Below are 13319 nucleotides of genomic sequence, written 5' to 3' on the forward strand. Positions count from 1 at the left end.
AAAAAGCCTGCATCCGAACAGCAAGGACTCATACCAAGCTGTGCCTGAAGGTGTAACTCTCAAACTCGTAAAACCCAGTACTGAAGTGTCTTAGCAAATAATCAAAATTACACTCTTAGGTGCTAATTGGTATCATTCAGCAACACTGAAACCGTTGATCTTAAACAGGCCGTTATCGAGGAGATGCAATGTTGTGATCTGTTTTAGCTCAAACAAATAGAGCCAGCATTTTGAAGGCTGACTCTGTTTGTATCAATATTCAGTTTATAGATAACTGAAAAGGATGACTATGACGTTACATCATCAATATCACCGGCAGGAATCGTCCCAAAAGGCACATCTGTCGCATTAAATGACGGTGAATTCTTAGTCATATCTTCTACGCTGCCATACACCTTCAACTGAGGTGCACCATAGGATCTTTTCATGGTCTTAGCTTACTCCTTACTTAATTTGTCTTTAGCTGTTCTGGCTTATGCATATGGAAGCATTTGCCAATTAACAGCGTCTAATTGTTGTCAATTAGGTGTTTTACCCCCCAGGTCAGCTGTGAAACAATTCAAGCTGGACCACGACGCAAACATTCTAGCAACAATCAAAAAATCGTGGCTGGGTAATAAACTATGACGTTATATCATCAATATCCCCAGCAGGAATGGTTCCAAATGGCACATCGATAGCATTCACCGATGGCGCATTCTTTGTCATATCTTCTACGCTTCCGTAAGCCCTCAATTGAGGTGCATCATAAAATTTTTTCATGGCCTGAGCTTGCTCCTTAAGTCATCTGCTTTTAGCAGCTGTTCTGGTTTACTTATATGAGTTGCCATACAAGTTAACAGCGTCTAATTAAAGTTAATTAGGTGTTTACCCCCCCCCCAGGTCAGCTGTGAAACAAGTTTCTAGCCGGACCATGATGCCGCTATTTTAGGCAGTATCCAGTGGAAAATCTTGCCGAGTGGACATCAATTCAGCATACAAATCCAGTTTAGATATTATAGCTTTTAAAATATATGGGGAGAATCTCAATCCTTAAATATTCATAAGATTTGATTACTATTGCGTGGATTCTGCAAAATTGGAGCTTAGATTGGCTTGTTGTAGCCAAAGAATCAAGTTAACGGCAATCCAAATCAGTAAAGTGTCGTTAGCTTCAGCATGTCCTGTGTGCCATCGATTGACTAGGTTAGTCAGCTCTTGCATATCAATAAAGTCTGCAATGGCATCAGGAGGATGACTGAGGACCTGGTGGATCAAGTCCGTACCGTATTTCTCTAGGGTATGGTCAAACGCTGTGCCCAAATTTCCTTTCCCTGCGCGCCACTGAATTTGGGGAGGAAGAATACCTTCGAGTCCACGTCTGATAATCAACCGAGTCCAACCATTTTGCATCTTCTGCTCCTCTGGTAGAGAGACACAAAATTCTACCAACCGCTTATCCCAAAAGGGAAATCGCAATTCAATTTGGGATGCGGCGGCTGTTCGATCCATCACTTCTAGGGTCGAAGAGACTAAGCCAGACGTAACATCAACGATATGTTCATGACGTTGAGATGGTTGTGCGCCAAAGCGCTGACGACGCAACTGTTTATAGCGCTGTAGCACTGATGCCCGATCGATAAAGTCTGGGCTAAGGGGAATGGCCCAAGGCATTGCTGGAGCTGCCTGTGATGCACTAGGGTCTTGCTGTCCACGAGATTGCCAAGTGTTGACTTTACGAATAATTTTGGTGATCTTTGTCTTCTTGAGGAGGGGGTTGATGCCAAATTTACGGACATAGGACCGATACAGTGGCCATAAGTCGTAACCGAAGCTTTGACAAAACCCGCTCATCTCGCGCCATAACTTGAGCCAATGCCCCGCTTTGGCAAGGGTGCGCAAATACCCTACTCCATGGGATACCGCCTGATCACCATCAAAGCCATCCAATAACACCCGGACGGATTGGCCCTGAGCGATTTGATATAAGGCATGGGTTAAGTGGGAGTTACAGGCAAATAAGGGTTCGTCTTGAAGGGCCAACATCTGCTGATAATCTGTCCAGGGTCCGAGTTGATCTCCCTGTACATACTGAGGCTCGATAGGCCGCTGATGAACCACTGCATTAATGAATTCCTGTTCATCAGATGCCGTTATTTCATTAAACACGGCAGAGAAAGTGGGGAATTTAGCGGTCTCTTGTGCCTCCTGTCTCAACTGGGCAGTCATACAGGTGATGGAGGAGGAGTCAATGCCACCACTTAACATCGTGCCCACGGGAAATGCACTTCTGAGGCGACAGCGCACTGCTTCGGTAAAAATAGCTTGAAACTGTTCAGCATAGGCTTGATCGGACTCAAGCTGTAGTTCAACGTCAGGATCGAGAGACCAGTAGGATGAGATATCCAGGTTATTTTTGCTCACCGTCATCCGGTGAGCAGGAGGAAGTCGCAGGATCTGCTCATAGAAGGTCATTTCTGAATCAAACAACATGAGGGTCAGATAGTCGGCGACTCTGGTTTCATTTAAGGTTCTAGGCACTTCTGGCAAGTGAAACAGCGCTTTCATTTCGCTCGCAAAGGCAAAGACCTGTTCAGAGAAATAGTAAAAGAAGGGCTTGACCCCAAAATGATCGCGGGCACAAAACAAATGCTGTTGAGTGGCATCCCAGAGGACAAAGGCAAAGTCACCCAGGAGAAATTCGGGACATTGTTCGCCCCATTTTTCGTAGGCAGCAAGAATGAGAACGCTATCGGTAATGACTTCGGATGTAGGCTGTTCCAGGCCCAACTGGGTCATCAGATCAGCACGATTATCAATCCGCGCGTCGGCAGTGAGGACTAAGGTTTGGGAGGCATTGCTGAGAGGAAGCGTTTCAAACCGGGATTCTGGGGTTGTCTGTAATAAACAATGACCCAGGCCAACCTGATCTTGACTCCATATATTTGTCCCATCCGGTCCCCGATGGGACAGAGATTGGACCATTTGATGCAGATGATCAATCCCCCCAGGATGAGGGTGAGGATAAACAAAGCCAGTAATTGCGCTCATGATGACAGAAGGGTCGAAATTTAAGAATGAGAAGTGGGTTCAATCTCTTTAATCATGAGAAATCCCTCTTGAATCAAGTTCTGAGTTAAGGACAATCTGCCAGCATCATTAATCAAACCACCAATATCTTTTATGGCCAGACAGGAATGGTCGATCAGATCGGTCAGGGAAGCCGCTAGAAAGATAGGAAAGGTTAGGCTTTTTTGATAGAAGTTCAAAATAATTTGGGTTGAACTTCTATCAACTGAAAATAGGATATTGGGCCTACGGGCAACGACAGAATCGAGATTGAGCTGTGGCAGATGGATCAGGTCTTGGAAGCGGCCTTGGTCTTCTGATTTGCGATCGCACAAAAATACCCCATTCTTCCGCTCCACCAATTCTTTGGTCTTCACCCTATTCATTAAGGACTGGCTCAGGGTTTGAAATGATTCATCAAAAGCCTGCTGTTGCTCAGAACTGGAAAAACCGTGGGGAATCGCTTTCCGAAAGGCCGGGTCAGCCTGGGCAATGGTGACCAACTCCTCCAAGAGTTCGTAAGCAAAGGTGGGATATAACCCTAGGGATGCGTGGACTGAAGTGGTTTCTTGACTGGCCGCTTGATGGACAACGCCCCGAGGAATATAGAGCAAATCACCGGGCTGGAGCATTACCGTTAACTCTGGCTCAGCCAGTTCATGGCGGCCAATACTTTGATCTCTGATGTGAGAGGGTAGCTCAACGGGGGAATGGTAAAGTTTCCATTCCTTCTCCCCTGTGATTTGGAGAATAAACACATCATGTTCGTCGTAATGAGGTGCTAAACCCTGGGCTTGGGGGGGCGTGATGTAGATATTGGTTCGGAGCTTAAACTTCAGCTCGCATTCTAAGGCACTACAAAAGTGTCGCAGCTTGGGAATTTTCTTGTGGGCCCCGTTGATGGTCAAGGTTAAACCTTGATGCAACAAGCTATACAGCTTGTCATTGTCAATAAAATATTGTTGGGATTTAGAGTGGCGTTCGCACCAGTCTTCCAGACTTAGCTTATTGCCCTGATCCACTAGGCGGAAGTTATTGTAATCCGCCAACAAAGCTTTGTTTTGCAGCAGTAGATCGATGTCGCCTGGATCTAGGACCGACCCATAAAATAAGGCATCATTCCTGGGCAAATGAAGCGTTTTTGCTTCCCAATAGGTCTGGAAAAAATCTTCAATCGTGCAGGGAGCGATTAAACGGGCAAACTGAGACTCAACCTTCATGGGCCAGGATGTGATTTTCAACTAGGGTAGCAATGTCCGGCAGTAAGTCTAAGGAAGCTGGTCGTAGAAGACGCAAGAGAGGCACCTGTTGAGCCAGTGTCATCAGTTGCTTAAAATGGCTGGCCCCTCGCTCCTGCAATAAAGTTTGCTCAAAGCGGGTGACATAGGAGTTTTGCATCAAATGTTGAATAATCTCCTGGGGCGGCAACGGCTTAATGGCGACTTCGTCTCCTTGCCCCAGCACAAAAATATATCTAAGAGGCAGAATGTCAGCCATAAAGCCCGAAGAGAGCTGATGATTCCGTTTTTCTAAGCGGGCACCTAATCGCGGCAAATCTTCGGGTTGCTTGCCAATGCAAGCGACGGCATCTGGCCACAGCTTAATTTGAGGAAAGGCAGGTTGCACCTGAATTTGATGACGTTGGATTTCCAGGGCCACCACATCATCCGCAATTAAGCTATGGCCTCGATCATGCAAGGTAGCTGCCATCGTGGATTTGCCCCACCGTTTTTGACCGATAAAGGCCACGGCTTCGCCTTCTAAGGCCACAGCGCTGGCATGGAGGACCAAAAATCCTCGTTGGTGCAATACGACCCCCATCACCGCGCCTAGAATAAACAGGCGAAGGCGATCCTCATCCAGATCGATCTCTAAATCAATCAGGACATCTTGCCCTTCCTGAATCAAAAACGTCCCCACTCCCTGCCAATATAAATACATCCCCGCATCTGTATTTTGATAGCAATGCAGGGTGTTTTCGGTTTGCAAAGGACTATCGGTAATGGCACCAAAATGAATCCAAACATCCGCATCAGTTGCCAGGGTAGAGATCAGTTCTGGCAGTTGAATTTCAGACTGTAGGGTCAAGCCATAGGCTGAGTAAAAGTGGGACATGGCAATTGCGGTTATCCAGACTCAAAGAATAACGTTTTTAGGCGATTTTTGCCTTAAGCAATCAGGGTTAGATATTTGAGAAAGATAAAGTAGAGCCTAGAGAATCAATCCTGCAGATATAGACCGCCAATCCCTACCGTGGGTCCATAGGCAGGATTTTCTTGAGGTTGGACTTGAGTTTTTTCAGGAACGGTTGAGCGGATTTAGGGGAGTTGGCAGTAAACAGCTCATAGATTAACTGTTCGAATAGCGGATTGGGCACCATGGGGTCTGGGTGAATCATGGCATCTAGGTCCAAATTAAAGGTCGGCAACTCATTCAGACCTTGGTTTCCTTGGGTATGACTGCCTTGAGTACCAATATTAGAAACCAGATTGACCTTGGGCACCACGGTAAGACCATTCTGGGCAAGACAAGAATAAAACCACGGAATATCCCAAACTTGTTGGTTTTGATAAGCCCAGTCAAATAATTGGGTAACCCAATCTGCTAGGGCTGGCTGCGGAAAAAATTGGGCCTGTCGATACTGAGGCCAGCCCGTCATTTTGAGGTCGTAGCATTGCCAAGCCCTGCGCCAAGAGGCCCATCCCCAAGACACAAAAAATTTAGAAAACACATAGGTCTGAGGAATCGGTAAGGTATCTCCCAGAAAATTACTGCCGGAGATAGTCATCACTTGAGATAGATGACGGTACTGGGCCAACATGGCTTGGCAAAAAGGGAAAAAACTGGGATGGGGAAGACAATCATCTTCTAAAATGATCGCTTCTTCCACCTGAGAGAACACCCAATCCAACCCCTGGGCATTGCAACACCGCCCCCCAAGATTCGAGTCTGAAAAATGGGTGAGCACCTCGCACTCCCAATCCACTTGATCGACAATGGCTCTAGCTTGCTGGCATAATTTTTGGTCCTCTGGAACATCAGCTCTCGGGCCATCTGCAACGATTAACAAAGCTTGTGGTTTGGCCTGGGCAATCGCGGCAAACACCTGACTGGAATATTGAGGGCGATTGAAAATATGAAACGCAACGGGAGTGGAAAGGGGCATCAGGAGTGCCATGGAAGAAGAAGCGGAATTTCAGACAAACCAGCTGACAATCGAGAAGCGCTCACCATGGGTGACCGGTTTAACTTCATGCCAGAGATCGGATCGAAACGCAATCAGTTGACCTTGTTCAGGTTCCAGAGGGAAGCCATAGTTTTGACCGCGAGCATCATCAAGTAATCCATAGAGGGCTAAGGCTCCGCCCCCAAAGGTCTGAGGACTAGGCTCAGCGGACATACTGTTGAGGAAAATAATTAAAGACACCAGTCGATTTTTTTCAAACTTAGAGCCCGGTAGGCTCGGATCGATGACATCTCGATGAAGGCCAAAAAAGTCGCCCACTTGATAGCGATAGCAGGAGGGGGGTTCTAAGTCCTGGAGTTGGACCTGGAAATGGGTTTCTAATCGCGGCTTAATAGCAATTAAGCGCTCACGAATGCTCTGGGCCGTGGTTTGACTTATTTGCAACTGGCCCGTTTTTCGTCGACTATTGTCGGTCACGGCCTCACCATATCTTGTGAGGCGAGCGGGCTCACAGGGGCAGGTCTGTGCTTCCATGAGGTAGGACTCACAAAATTGTGGATCTAAAAAGCCGGGGTCAACAAATACCCCCAAGCGTTCAAAAAAAGCAGCGCTAGGCATTGCTCCGAACCTTTTATTCAGCGATGGAAAAATATTTAATATTCTAGATCAAGTCCTCAGAAGATGAAGCTTAGATCTTGGAATCAAATGATGGCATTGGTGTAAAGCGGGATAAGTCATTCACAAAGCCCATGATCACTTGCCCTTGCAACTCAACCCAGGCATGGGCTTCTAGAGAATGGTCTTCTGCTTTAGCAACCCCAATTTTTAGCTCGGGTTCATAGCCTCGCCGACAAATTAACACTTGAGTGACGAGGGCTCGAGCTAAACATTTCACCTTTCCTGGCATAAAGCGGCTGCTGGTGTTCACTGCCCAGACCACTTTACCTACGGTCCTACGACTAATCTTAGTCAGGGTAGGCGATTGATAGTAAGCAGACGTTTGGTGAAAGTTGACCAGCCATTTTTGCAGGATTTTGAAGGGTAGCAACCACAACCCCAATCGAACCAAGCCCAAGAGAACGTAGGTTTTGATCAGGAGGGTGCGATCGCAACTTCGCAACCGCAAAAATTTAAGCACTGGCGACATCTTTGATCTCAATCAATTCCGATTCAGCCATCTCATTCAGCAACCTCATGACATCTTGTTCACACTGGTCTGACCCAACTTCGTATTGATCCAAAATTTGGTCGCAGATATCTTTAACCGATCGAGGTTGCTGAAGTAAATTCCAAACACTTGCACCCACTTCATTCAAACCGAAGTACATTCCTGTCTTCAGGTTGAGGATAACTGATTCCCCGGCTAAGTCAGATGAGACTTGCTCTGGGGTCGCAACAACCGTTGTATTCGTTGAAATAGTGGTAGTCAAACTCATAACCCTTTAAAACAATCTAATATAATGCAGATTTCGTTTAAGTTAGCACAGATATTTTATATTTATCCGTAGGAATTAAAACATTTAACCATTAGCTTTACAGGGATTGTCGACTCATTTTTCGCCAGACAACCTTGACCCATTTTATGCCGTGTTGACGATGCCGCTGACAGACTGTATTTCCGCTGCTTACCTTTTTGAATTGCAGAATTTTTCAACGCAACGCACAAAGATTTCCACTCCCATGGCTAAAGCAGTCTCATCAAAATCGAATTGGGGATGGTGGTGGGGATAGGCTAATCCTCGCTCGTCATTGGCTGAACCCAAAAAGAAGTAGCAACCTGGAACTTCTTGCAAAAAGAAGGACATGTCTTCCCCTCCCATGGTTTGACAGTTGGGAACCACACCTGTTGGTGTTTCAATCACTTCAGTACTGATGGAGCGTACTAAATCTGCGATCGCAGCATCATTTATCACAGGTGGATACAGTCGCCAATACTTTAAGTCGTAGGTGGCTCCCCAACTTTGACAAATCCCCGTCAGGATATCCTGCATACGCGGCTCAATCAGATGGGCCAATTCTGGGTCAAAGTAGCGAACCGTGCCGCTCATAAAGCTGGAGTCGGCAATCACATTAGATGCCGTTCCGGCATGAAGCTGGCCAACCGTCACCACGGCTGAATCGAGGGGATTGACATGGCGAGCCACAATGGCTTGGAGGGCGTTAACGATTTGAGCGCTAATCACCACCGCATCCGTAGTTTGGTGGGGCATGGCGCCATGTCCCCCCTTGCCCTGAATCTTGCATTCAAATAGATCCACAGCAGCCATCAGCGGCCCTGATTTGACGCCAACGGTGCCGAGGGGGAGATTATTCCATAAGTGGAGGCCAATAATGGCATCAACTTGCGGGTTTTGCAGAACACCCGCTTCAATCATGGGCTTGGCCCCACCCGGAGATTCTTCGGCGGGCTGGAAAATGATCTTAACCGTACCCGCAAAGTCTTGGTGATGTTGCGATAAATAGCGAGCTGTCCCTAGGGCAATGGCTGTATGTCCATCGTGACCACAGGCATGCATGACTCCATCATGGCGCGACCGATAGGAAACTGTATTCTCTTCCTGAATGGGCAAGGCATCTATGTCTGCCCGAATCGCTAACACTGGACCTGGTTGCTCTCCAGCGATCGTGGCCATGATACCCGTTTCAGCAATGCCTGTTTGATGGTCAATGCCCCATTCTGTTAAGCGCTGAGCTACAAATTCAGCAGTGAGATACTCTTTGAATCCAAGTTCTGGATATTGATGCAGATGCCGTCGCCAAGAGACTAAATCCAGTTGTTGGATATCTGAGCGAATGGAGGTATCAGAATGAGGAGGAGAAGACAGCATAGTGCTCTTGCCAAAGCGGGGAAACGGACTATTACCCTTTCAGCATAACTATTCCTGGATCTATCACAAGCTGTGATCCAGGAGCCATATTTTATCAGCCATTAACAGTTGATCCGTCCCTAACTCAGCTTCATAAAATACCGGGTCATGCTGCCGATAGATAGAAGAAGAGGTGAAAATCTTTAACAGTGAATACCCTTACTTTTGGAGCACTGTTGCTCACACATAGTACAACCATAGTTAGGTCGCTTGAGTTCATGGGCAAACTTGCCAAAAAGATAGATATCGAGATGCTATGCAAGAGTTTTACGAGATTGTGAGTTCAGCGACAGAAGAACAATGCCAAAACTTAGCTGAGTTAACTAATTCTGGATTTGGTCACTCCCCTGAAATTCTTTGCGATCACATCAAATATTTACGGGGCGGAAGTATTGGCCAATTTTTCTGTCACACTTCTTGGAAACAGATTGTGACAGATGTTGCGGATCAAGTGGGTATTAATTGGTCTGAGATATTAGACCACCGCACATGGCATGACTTATCAACTCAAGAAATTGAAGATGCTGTTGTTGTGAAGCAGTTTCAGAACATGCTGGAACAATTAACGCCAGAACAGCGGCAACAAATCTTGCAGGATCTGAGGCAAGAAAGCGATGATCCTCATTTGGAAGGTTTTCTCTTAACTGGTGGCGCAATGCTTGCAGCAAAGATGAGTGGTTTCGGAGTGTATCTGCTGGCAAGTACTGTATTAGGTGGTCTCACAGGTGCGTTAGGAATTACCTTACCCTTTGCAGTTTATATGGGTGTCAGCCAAACTCTGGCAGTCATTCTTGGTCCAGTGGGATGGACAGCGCTAGCTGGAGGGGTTTTGTTCTCACTCAATCAGCCAAATTGGAACCGTCTCGGTTTATCCGTTTTATACATTTCAACACTGCGACATTCCAGAACCTAACAAGCGGCTAAAAATGATGAAACGTTTAGACCACAACATAAAGCTGGTCAGCCAATGTAGAGATCTCGTCCTTCATAGCTAGTCGCTTTAGCCAATGGCTAGGAATACCCTGCACACCATAAAAAGCGCCGGCCAATTGACCACAGATTGCAGCCGTAGTATCAGCATCATCTCCAAGATTGGTTGCTTGCAGAACCGCCTGTGCAAAAGTTTCCGTGGTCCAGAAACACCAAAGAGCCGCTTCTAGACTGTCTACGACATAACCAGAACCTCGAATATCTCCCAATGTTTTGCTTTGATAATCTCCCTTGGCTATAGCTTGTATCGAAGGAGAAGTTCCCTCTAGCTCATGGTCTACCAGGATCTCAGTTTTGTTAGCCCCTGATAAGGTGCGAAAGAGCATATCACCAAATAATTGGCTGGCCTCAATACATTCTGTAGCCCCATGAGTGGTACGCGAACTTTCACCACACAGATACAAGGTGCGATCGCGATCTGGGTAACAGAACATAGGTACTGGGGCCAATCGCATCAAACACCCATTCCCGGCTGATCTGGGATGAGTAGAGCCACTGAAAGGGATATTTGTAGTCTTGTATTGCTCTAAAGCTTGCCTAACAGTATTTCCAATATCGAAACAGTCACCAGTACTGCTGAGAAAGCCTTTTTCATACCAATCACAGTAGCGATTCATTTGATCGGCTGCATCAAACTGACCCGCTTGAATCAGGCTAGTGGCAAGGCATAAGGCCATTGAGGTATCGTCCGTCCATTGTCCTGGTTGCAGATGAAACGGACCACCACCCACCATATCTGTGACAGAGGCAAAGGTTCCTCGCGGCTGAAACTCTACCGTTGTCCCAACGGCATCACCGACTGCCAACCCCAGTAAACACCCTCTGAATCGTTCGGATATATCCATACCTCACCCTTTCCGCTTACAGCCGCAAATTCACTGGAACAATCCACCTATCAAGATTGAGTATTCCTCTCCTTGCTGCGTTACCTACTACTAAACTGAAAAAACACTCAAATCTGCAAACAACCTAATCTTGTTTCAGTGCTGGAGAATCTCTGCTAACATGAAAACGCTTTAGGGCTTGTAGCTCAGTGGACTAGAGCACGTGGCTTCGGACCACGGTGTCGGGGGTTCGAATCCCTCCTGGCCCGTTTTTTAATTCACTCAAGTCAATGTACTTGAGTGAATTGTTGTTTCTTGAGTTAGCCTCACAGTATGGGTGTTCGCGTTCGGCAGCATGTTAATCCCCTGAGTCAGAAATTCCAGGATGCGATCTCACCCCCGGATTGGCCTGAGATCTTCGCCCAACCCAAGCAGCCCCTCTATTTAGATATTGGCTGTGCCCGAGGGCAATTTTTACTAGATATGGCCCAGCTGCGACCTCAGCACAATTTCTTAGGGGTCGAAATTCGGCGGCCCATGGTTCTATCTGCCCTGCAACGCCGCGACGAATTACAGCTCAGCAATCTCCATTTTTTGTTCGGCAATATTAATACGTCCCTCGATTCCCTAGTGGGTGCCCAATCGATTACCGGGGTCACGATCCAATTCCCTGACCCCTGGTTTAAACGCCGCCATCAAAAACGACGCGTGGTTCAACCTGAATTGGTGAATGAGTTGGCCACTTGCCTGAAACCAGAGGGTCTACTGCTGATCCAATCGGATGTATTGGAAGTAGCGATTGAGATGTGCGATCGCATCGCCGAACACCCTGCCTTTACAGGAACGACACCACACTACCATTGGCTACCAGAGAGCCCTTTCCCCGCTGCCACAGAGCGGGAAAAGCTGACCTTATCAGAAGGGTTACCGGTCTACCGGTATTTATTTCAAAAGGGAGTCAAGACAGACTCTAAATGATGGTGTTATCAGGAATCTCAGCATTCTTCAGCACCACAACGATACCGCTGCGAATGTAAAAGCCATGCTCTTCCTGATTAGATTCTTCAACATTGTCTTTATTGACAATCTTGACGTTGCGGCCAATCCGGGCATTTTTATCAATAATAGCGCGGCTGATTTTAGTGTTTTCACCAATACCGATGGGAACGCTCCCTCCTCCTTGACTAGAGGCACGCTCAGCAAAGGGCTGATAATAGTCAGCACCCATCACTAAGGCATTGTCGAGGGTACAGCCTGATTCAACCCGCGATCGCACACCCAGTACTGAGCGATTAATCTGGCAATTCTTGATAATGCAGCCTTCCGCAATCATCGATTCCGTCACATGACAGTCTAGCTGCTTAGTAGGAGGCAAATAGCGAGAGCGGGTGTAAATCGGAGATTTCTCATCATAAAAGCTAAAGGGAGGCTGAGGTTGGCGAGTTAAAGCCAAATTCGCCTCATAGAAAGCTTCAATCGTCCCAATATCTTCCCAATAATCATTAAAGAGATAAGCTTGGACATTGTAGTCCTTCGCTGAGCTAGGGATAATTTCCTTACCGAAGTCAGTGGAGTCAGGCGAATTCTTGAGCAGATCAATTAAGACATCTTTCTTGAAGACATAAATGCCCATCGAAGCAATAAACGGCTTTTCTTGGGCTTCTTCTGGGGTCAGCCCGAGGGTGGTAGTATCCACCTTCATCCGTTCCAGTTCTTCACCTTGAGGCTTCTCACTAAAATCAACCACACGCCCAGTTGACTCATCAATCTTCATCAGGCCAAAGCTGGGGGCACGATAGGCATCAATGGGAAGCACCGACAGGGTAATATCTGCGTTCGTACTGCGATGGCGCTCAATAAATACGGTGTAGTCCATGCGATACAGATGATCTCCCGACAAAATCAGGATTTCATCCACATCACGCTGTTCAGCAAACATCCACATGTATTGTCGAACGGCATCCGCTGTTCCTTGGAACCAATTGGGATTTTCAGGGGTTTGTTGAGCAGCAAGCACCTCAGCAAAACCATCGCTAAAGCTGGAGAAATGATAGGTTTGGGAAATGTGGCGGTTCAAAGACGCGGAGTTGAACTGCGTCATCACATAAATTTTGTTGATTTCCGAATTAATACAGTTACTCATCGGAATATCAATGAGGCGATACTTACCTGCCAATGACACAGCAGGCTTTGCACGCTGTTTGGTAAGAGGATATAGGCGTGTACCAGCACCACCACCCAAAACAATTGCTAGAACTTTATTCATACTTTAAATGACACCTTAACTGCCTATCGCCTCCACACTCCAGTGTCGGACGGTCCGTTACAGTTGACAAGGGCCAATTCGTTAAGAGCTATCAAAAGTCTTCGCAGTACTCCAACCATAGCTAAAAGCTTGGTTGG

The 13319-nt window shown here is 46.8% G+C and carries 14 protein-coding genes and 1 tRNA gene; 3 read left to right on the forward strand and 12 right to left on the reverse strand.

The annotated features are described in order from the left end of the window. Positions 1-287 precede the first annotated feature (287 nt). The 10 genes from HRE53_RS07570 to HRE53_RS07615 all read right to left on the reverse strand — a co-directional run bounded on the left by HRE53_RS07570 (position 288) and on the right by HRE53_RS07615 (position 9063). Positions 288-428, reverse strand: a complete 141-nt coding sequence (locus tag HRE53_RS07570; protein WP_212662895.1) for a hypothetical protein — start codon at positions 426-428, stop codon at positions 288-290. A 193-nt stretch (positions 429-621) separates the two neighbouring features. Next, positions 622-762, reverse strand: coding sequence for a hypothetical protein (locus HRE53_RS07575; protein WP_212662896.1), 141 nt, complete (start codon positions 760-762; stop codon positions 622-624). Between the two features lie 294 nt (positions 763-1056). Then, positions 1057-3030, reverse strand: a complete 1974-nt coding sequence (locus HRE53_RS07580) for a lasso peptide isopeptide bond-forming cyclase (RefSeq protein ID WP_235109792.1) — start codon at positions 3028-3030, stop codon at positions 1057-1059. 20 nt (positions 3031-3050) lie between these two features. Further along, a complete protein-coding gene (locus tag HRE53_RS07585; RefSeq protein ID WP_235109793.1) occupies positions 3051-4268 on the reverse strand; it encodes a cupin domain-containing protein in 1218 nt (405 codons plus the stop codon). Then, on the reverse strand, positions 4258-5163 hold the full coding sequence (locus HRE53_RS07590; protein WP_235109794.1) for a hypothetical protein: 906 nt from the start codon (positions 5161-5163) through the stop codon (positions 4258-4260). The genes HRE53_RS07585 and HRE53_RS07590 overlap by 11 nt, the downstream gene beginning before the upstream one ends. A gap of 133 nt (positions 5164-5296) precedes the next feature. After that, on the reverse strand, positions 5297-6226 hold the full coding sequence (locus HRE53_RS07595; RefSeq protein WP_235109795.1) for a hypothetical protein: 930 nt from the start codon (positions 6224-6226) through the stop codon (positions 5297-5299). An 18-nt stretch (positions 6227-6244) separates the two neighbouring features. After that, entirely contained in the window at positions 6245-6853 is a 609-nt protein-coding gene (locus HRE53_RS07600; RefSeq protein ID WP_235109797.1) for a 2OG-Fe(II) oxygenase, read from the reverse strand. 70 nt (positions 6854-6923) lie between these two features. Then, positions 6924-7382 carry a lasso peptide biosynthesis B2 protein gene (locus tag HRE53_RS07605; RefSeq protein WP_212662902.1) on the reverse strand — a complete coding sequence of 153 codons (459 nt, stop codon included), beginning with the start codon at positions 7380-7382 and terminating at the stop codon, positions 6924-6926. Then, the gene (locus HRE53_RS07610) at positions 7366-7671 is read right to left on the reverse strand and encodes a lasso peptide biosynthesis PqqD family chaperone (RefSeq protein ID WP_212662903.1); all 306 of its coding nucleotides are present in this window, start codon (positions 7669-7671) and stop codon (positions 7366-7368) included. Before HRE53_RS07610 ends, HRE53_RS07605 begins: the two co-directional genes overlap by 17 nt. Before the next feature lie 189 nt (positions 7672-7860). Continuing rightward, a complete protein-coding gene (locus tag HRE53_RS07615) occupies positions 7861-9063 on the reverse strand; it encodes a M20 family metallopeptidase (protein WP_235109798.1) in 1203 nt (400 codons plus the stop codon). Positions 9064-9358: 295 nt separating this feature from the next. On the opposite strand from HRE53_RS07615, the gene HRE53_RS07620 reads away from it, so the two are divergent. Further along, a complete protein-coding gene (locus tag HRE53_RS07620; protein ID WP_235109799.1) occupies positions 9359-10015 on the forward strand; it encodes a hypothetical protein in 657 nt (218 codons plus the stop codon). A 25-nt stretch (positions 10016-10040) separates the two neighbouring features. Here the strand turns inward: HRE53_RS07620 and HRE53_RS07625 are convergent, their stop codons facing one another. Further along, positions 10041-10937 (reverse strand): ADP-ribosylglycohydrolase family protein, encoded by an 897-nt coding sequence (locus HRE53_RS07625; RefSeq protein WP_235109800.1) that lies wholly within the window; start codon positions 10935-10937, stop codon positions 10041-10043. Positions 10938-11111: 174 nt separating this feature from the next. Between HRE53_RS07625 and HRE53_RS07630 the strand changes: the two genes are divergently transcribed. Further along, positions 11112-11185 (forward strand) — tRNA-Arg (locus HRE53_RS07630). Positions 11186-11249: 64 nt separating this feature from the next. Further along, complete coding sequence (gene trmB / locus HRE53_RS07635; RefSeq protein ID WP_235109801.1) at positions 11250-11894, forward strand: tRNA (guanosine(46)-N7)-methyltransferase TrmB; 645 nt, start codon at positions 11250-11252, stop codon at positions 11892-11894. On the opposite strand, the gene HRE53_RS07640 is transcribed toward trmB, so the two are convergent. Then, positions 11887-13182 carry a glucose-1-phosphate adenylyltransferase gene (locus HRE53_RS07640; protein ID WP_212662908.1) on the reverse strand — a complete coding sequence of 432 codons (1296 nt, stop codon included), beginning with the start codon at positions 13180-13182 and terminating at the stop codon, positions 11887-11889. The genes trmB and HRE53_RS07640 overlap by 8 nt on opposite strands. Positions 13183-13319: the final 137 nt, after the last annotated feature.

The sequence above is a fragment of the Acaryochloris sp. 'Moss Beach' genome (genome assembly GCF_021497025.1).
In the GTDB taxonomy this organism is placed as follows: domain Bacteria; phylum Cyanobacteriota; class Cyanobacteriia; order Thermosynechococcales; family Thermosynechococcaceae; genus Acaryochloris; species Acaryochloris marina_A.

Coding starts and splice junctions, on each gene's coding strand:
- HRE53_RS07580 (WP_235109792.1), bottom strand. CDS start 3,030: ATGAGCGCAATTACTGGCTTTGTTTATCCTCACCCTCATCCTGGGGGG.
- HRE53_RS07605 (WP_212662902.1), bottom strand. CDS start 7,382: ATGTCGCCAGTGCTTAAATTTTTGCGGTTGCGAAGTTGCGATCGCACC.
- HRE53_RS07575 (WP_212662896.1), bottom strand. CDS start 762: ATGAAAAAATTTTATGATGCACCTCAATTGAGGGCTTACGGAAGCGTA.
- HRE53_RS07600 (WP_235109797.1), bottom strand. CDS start 6,853: ATGCCTAGCGCTGCTTTTTTTGAACGCTTGGGGGTATTTGTTGACCCC.
- HRE53_RS07640 (WP_212662908.1), bottom strand. CDS start 13,182: ATGAATAAAGTTCTAGCAATTGTTTTGGGTGGTGGTGCTGGTACACGC.
- trmB (WP_235109801.1), top strand. CDS start 11,250: ATGGGTGTTCGCGTTCGGCAGCATGTTAATCCCCTGAGTCAGAAATTC.
- HRE53_RS07570 (WP_212662895.1), bottom strand. CDS start 428: ATGAAAAGATCCTATGGTGCACCTCAGTTGAAGGTGTATGGCAGCGTA.
- HRE53_RS07585 (WP_235109793.1), bottom strand. CDS start 4,268: ATGAAGGTTGAGTCTCAGTTTGCCCGTTTAATCGCTCCCTGCACGATT.
- HRE53_RS07625 (WP_235109800.1), bottom strand. CDS start 10,937: ATGGATATATCCGAACGATTCAGAGGGTGTTTACTGGGGTTGGCAGTC.
- HRE53_RS07595 (WP_235109795.1), bottom strand. CDS start 6,226: ATGGCACTCCTGATGCCCCTTTCCACTCCCGTTGCGTTTCATATTTTC.
- HRE53_RS07590 (WP_235109794.1), bottom strand. CDS start 5,163: ATGTCCCACTTTTACTCAGCCTATGGCTTGACCCTACAGTCTGAAATT.
- HRE53_RS07610 (WP_212662903.1), bottom strand. CDS start 7,671: ATGAGTTTGACTACCACTATTTCAACGAATACAACGGTTGTTGCGACC.
- HRE53_RS07620 (WP_235109799.1), top strand. CDS start 9,359: ATGCAAGAGTTTTACGAGATTGTGAGTTCAGCGACAGAAGAACAATGC.
- HRE53_RS07615 (WP_235109798.1), bottom strand. CDS start 9,063: ATGCTGTCTTCTCCTCCTCATTCTGATACCTCCATTCGCTCAGATATC.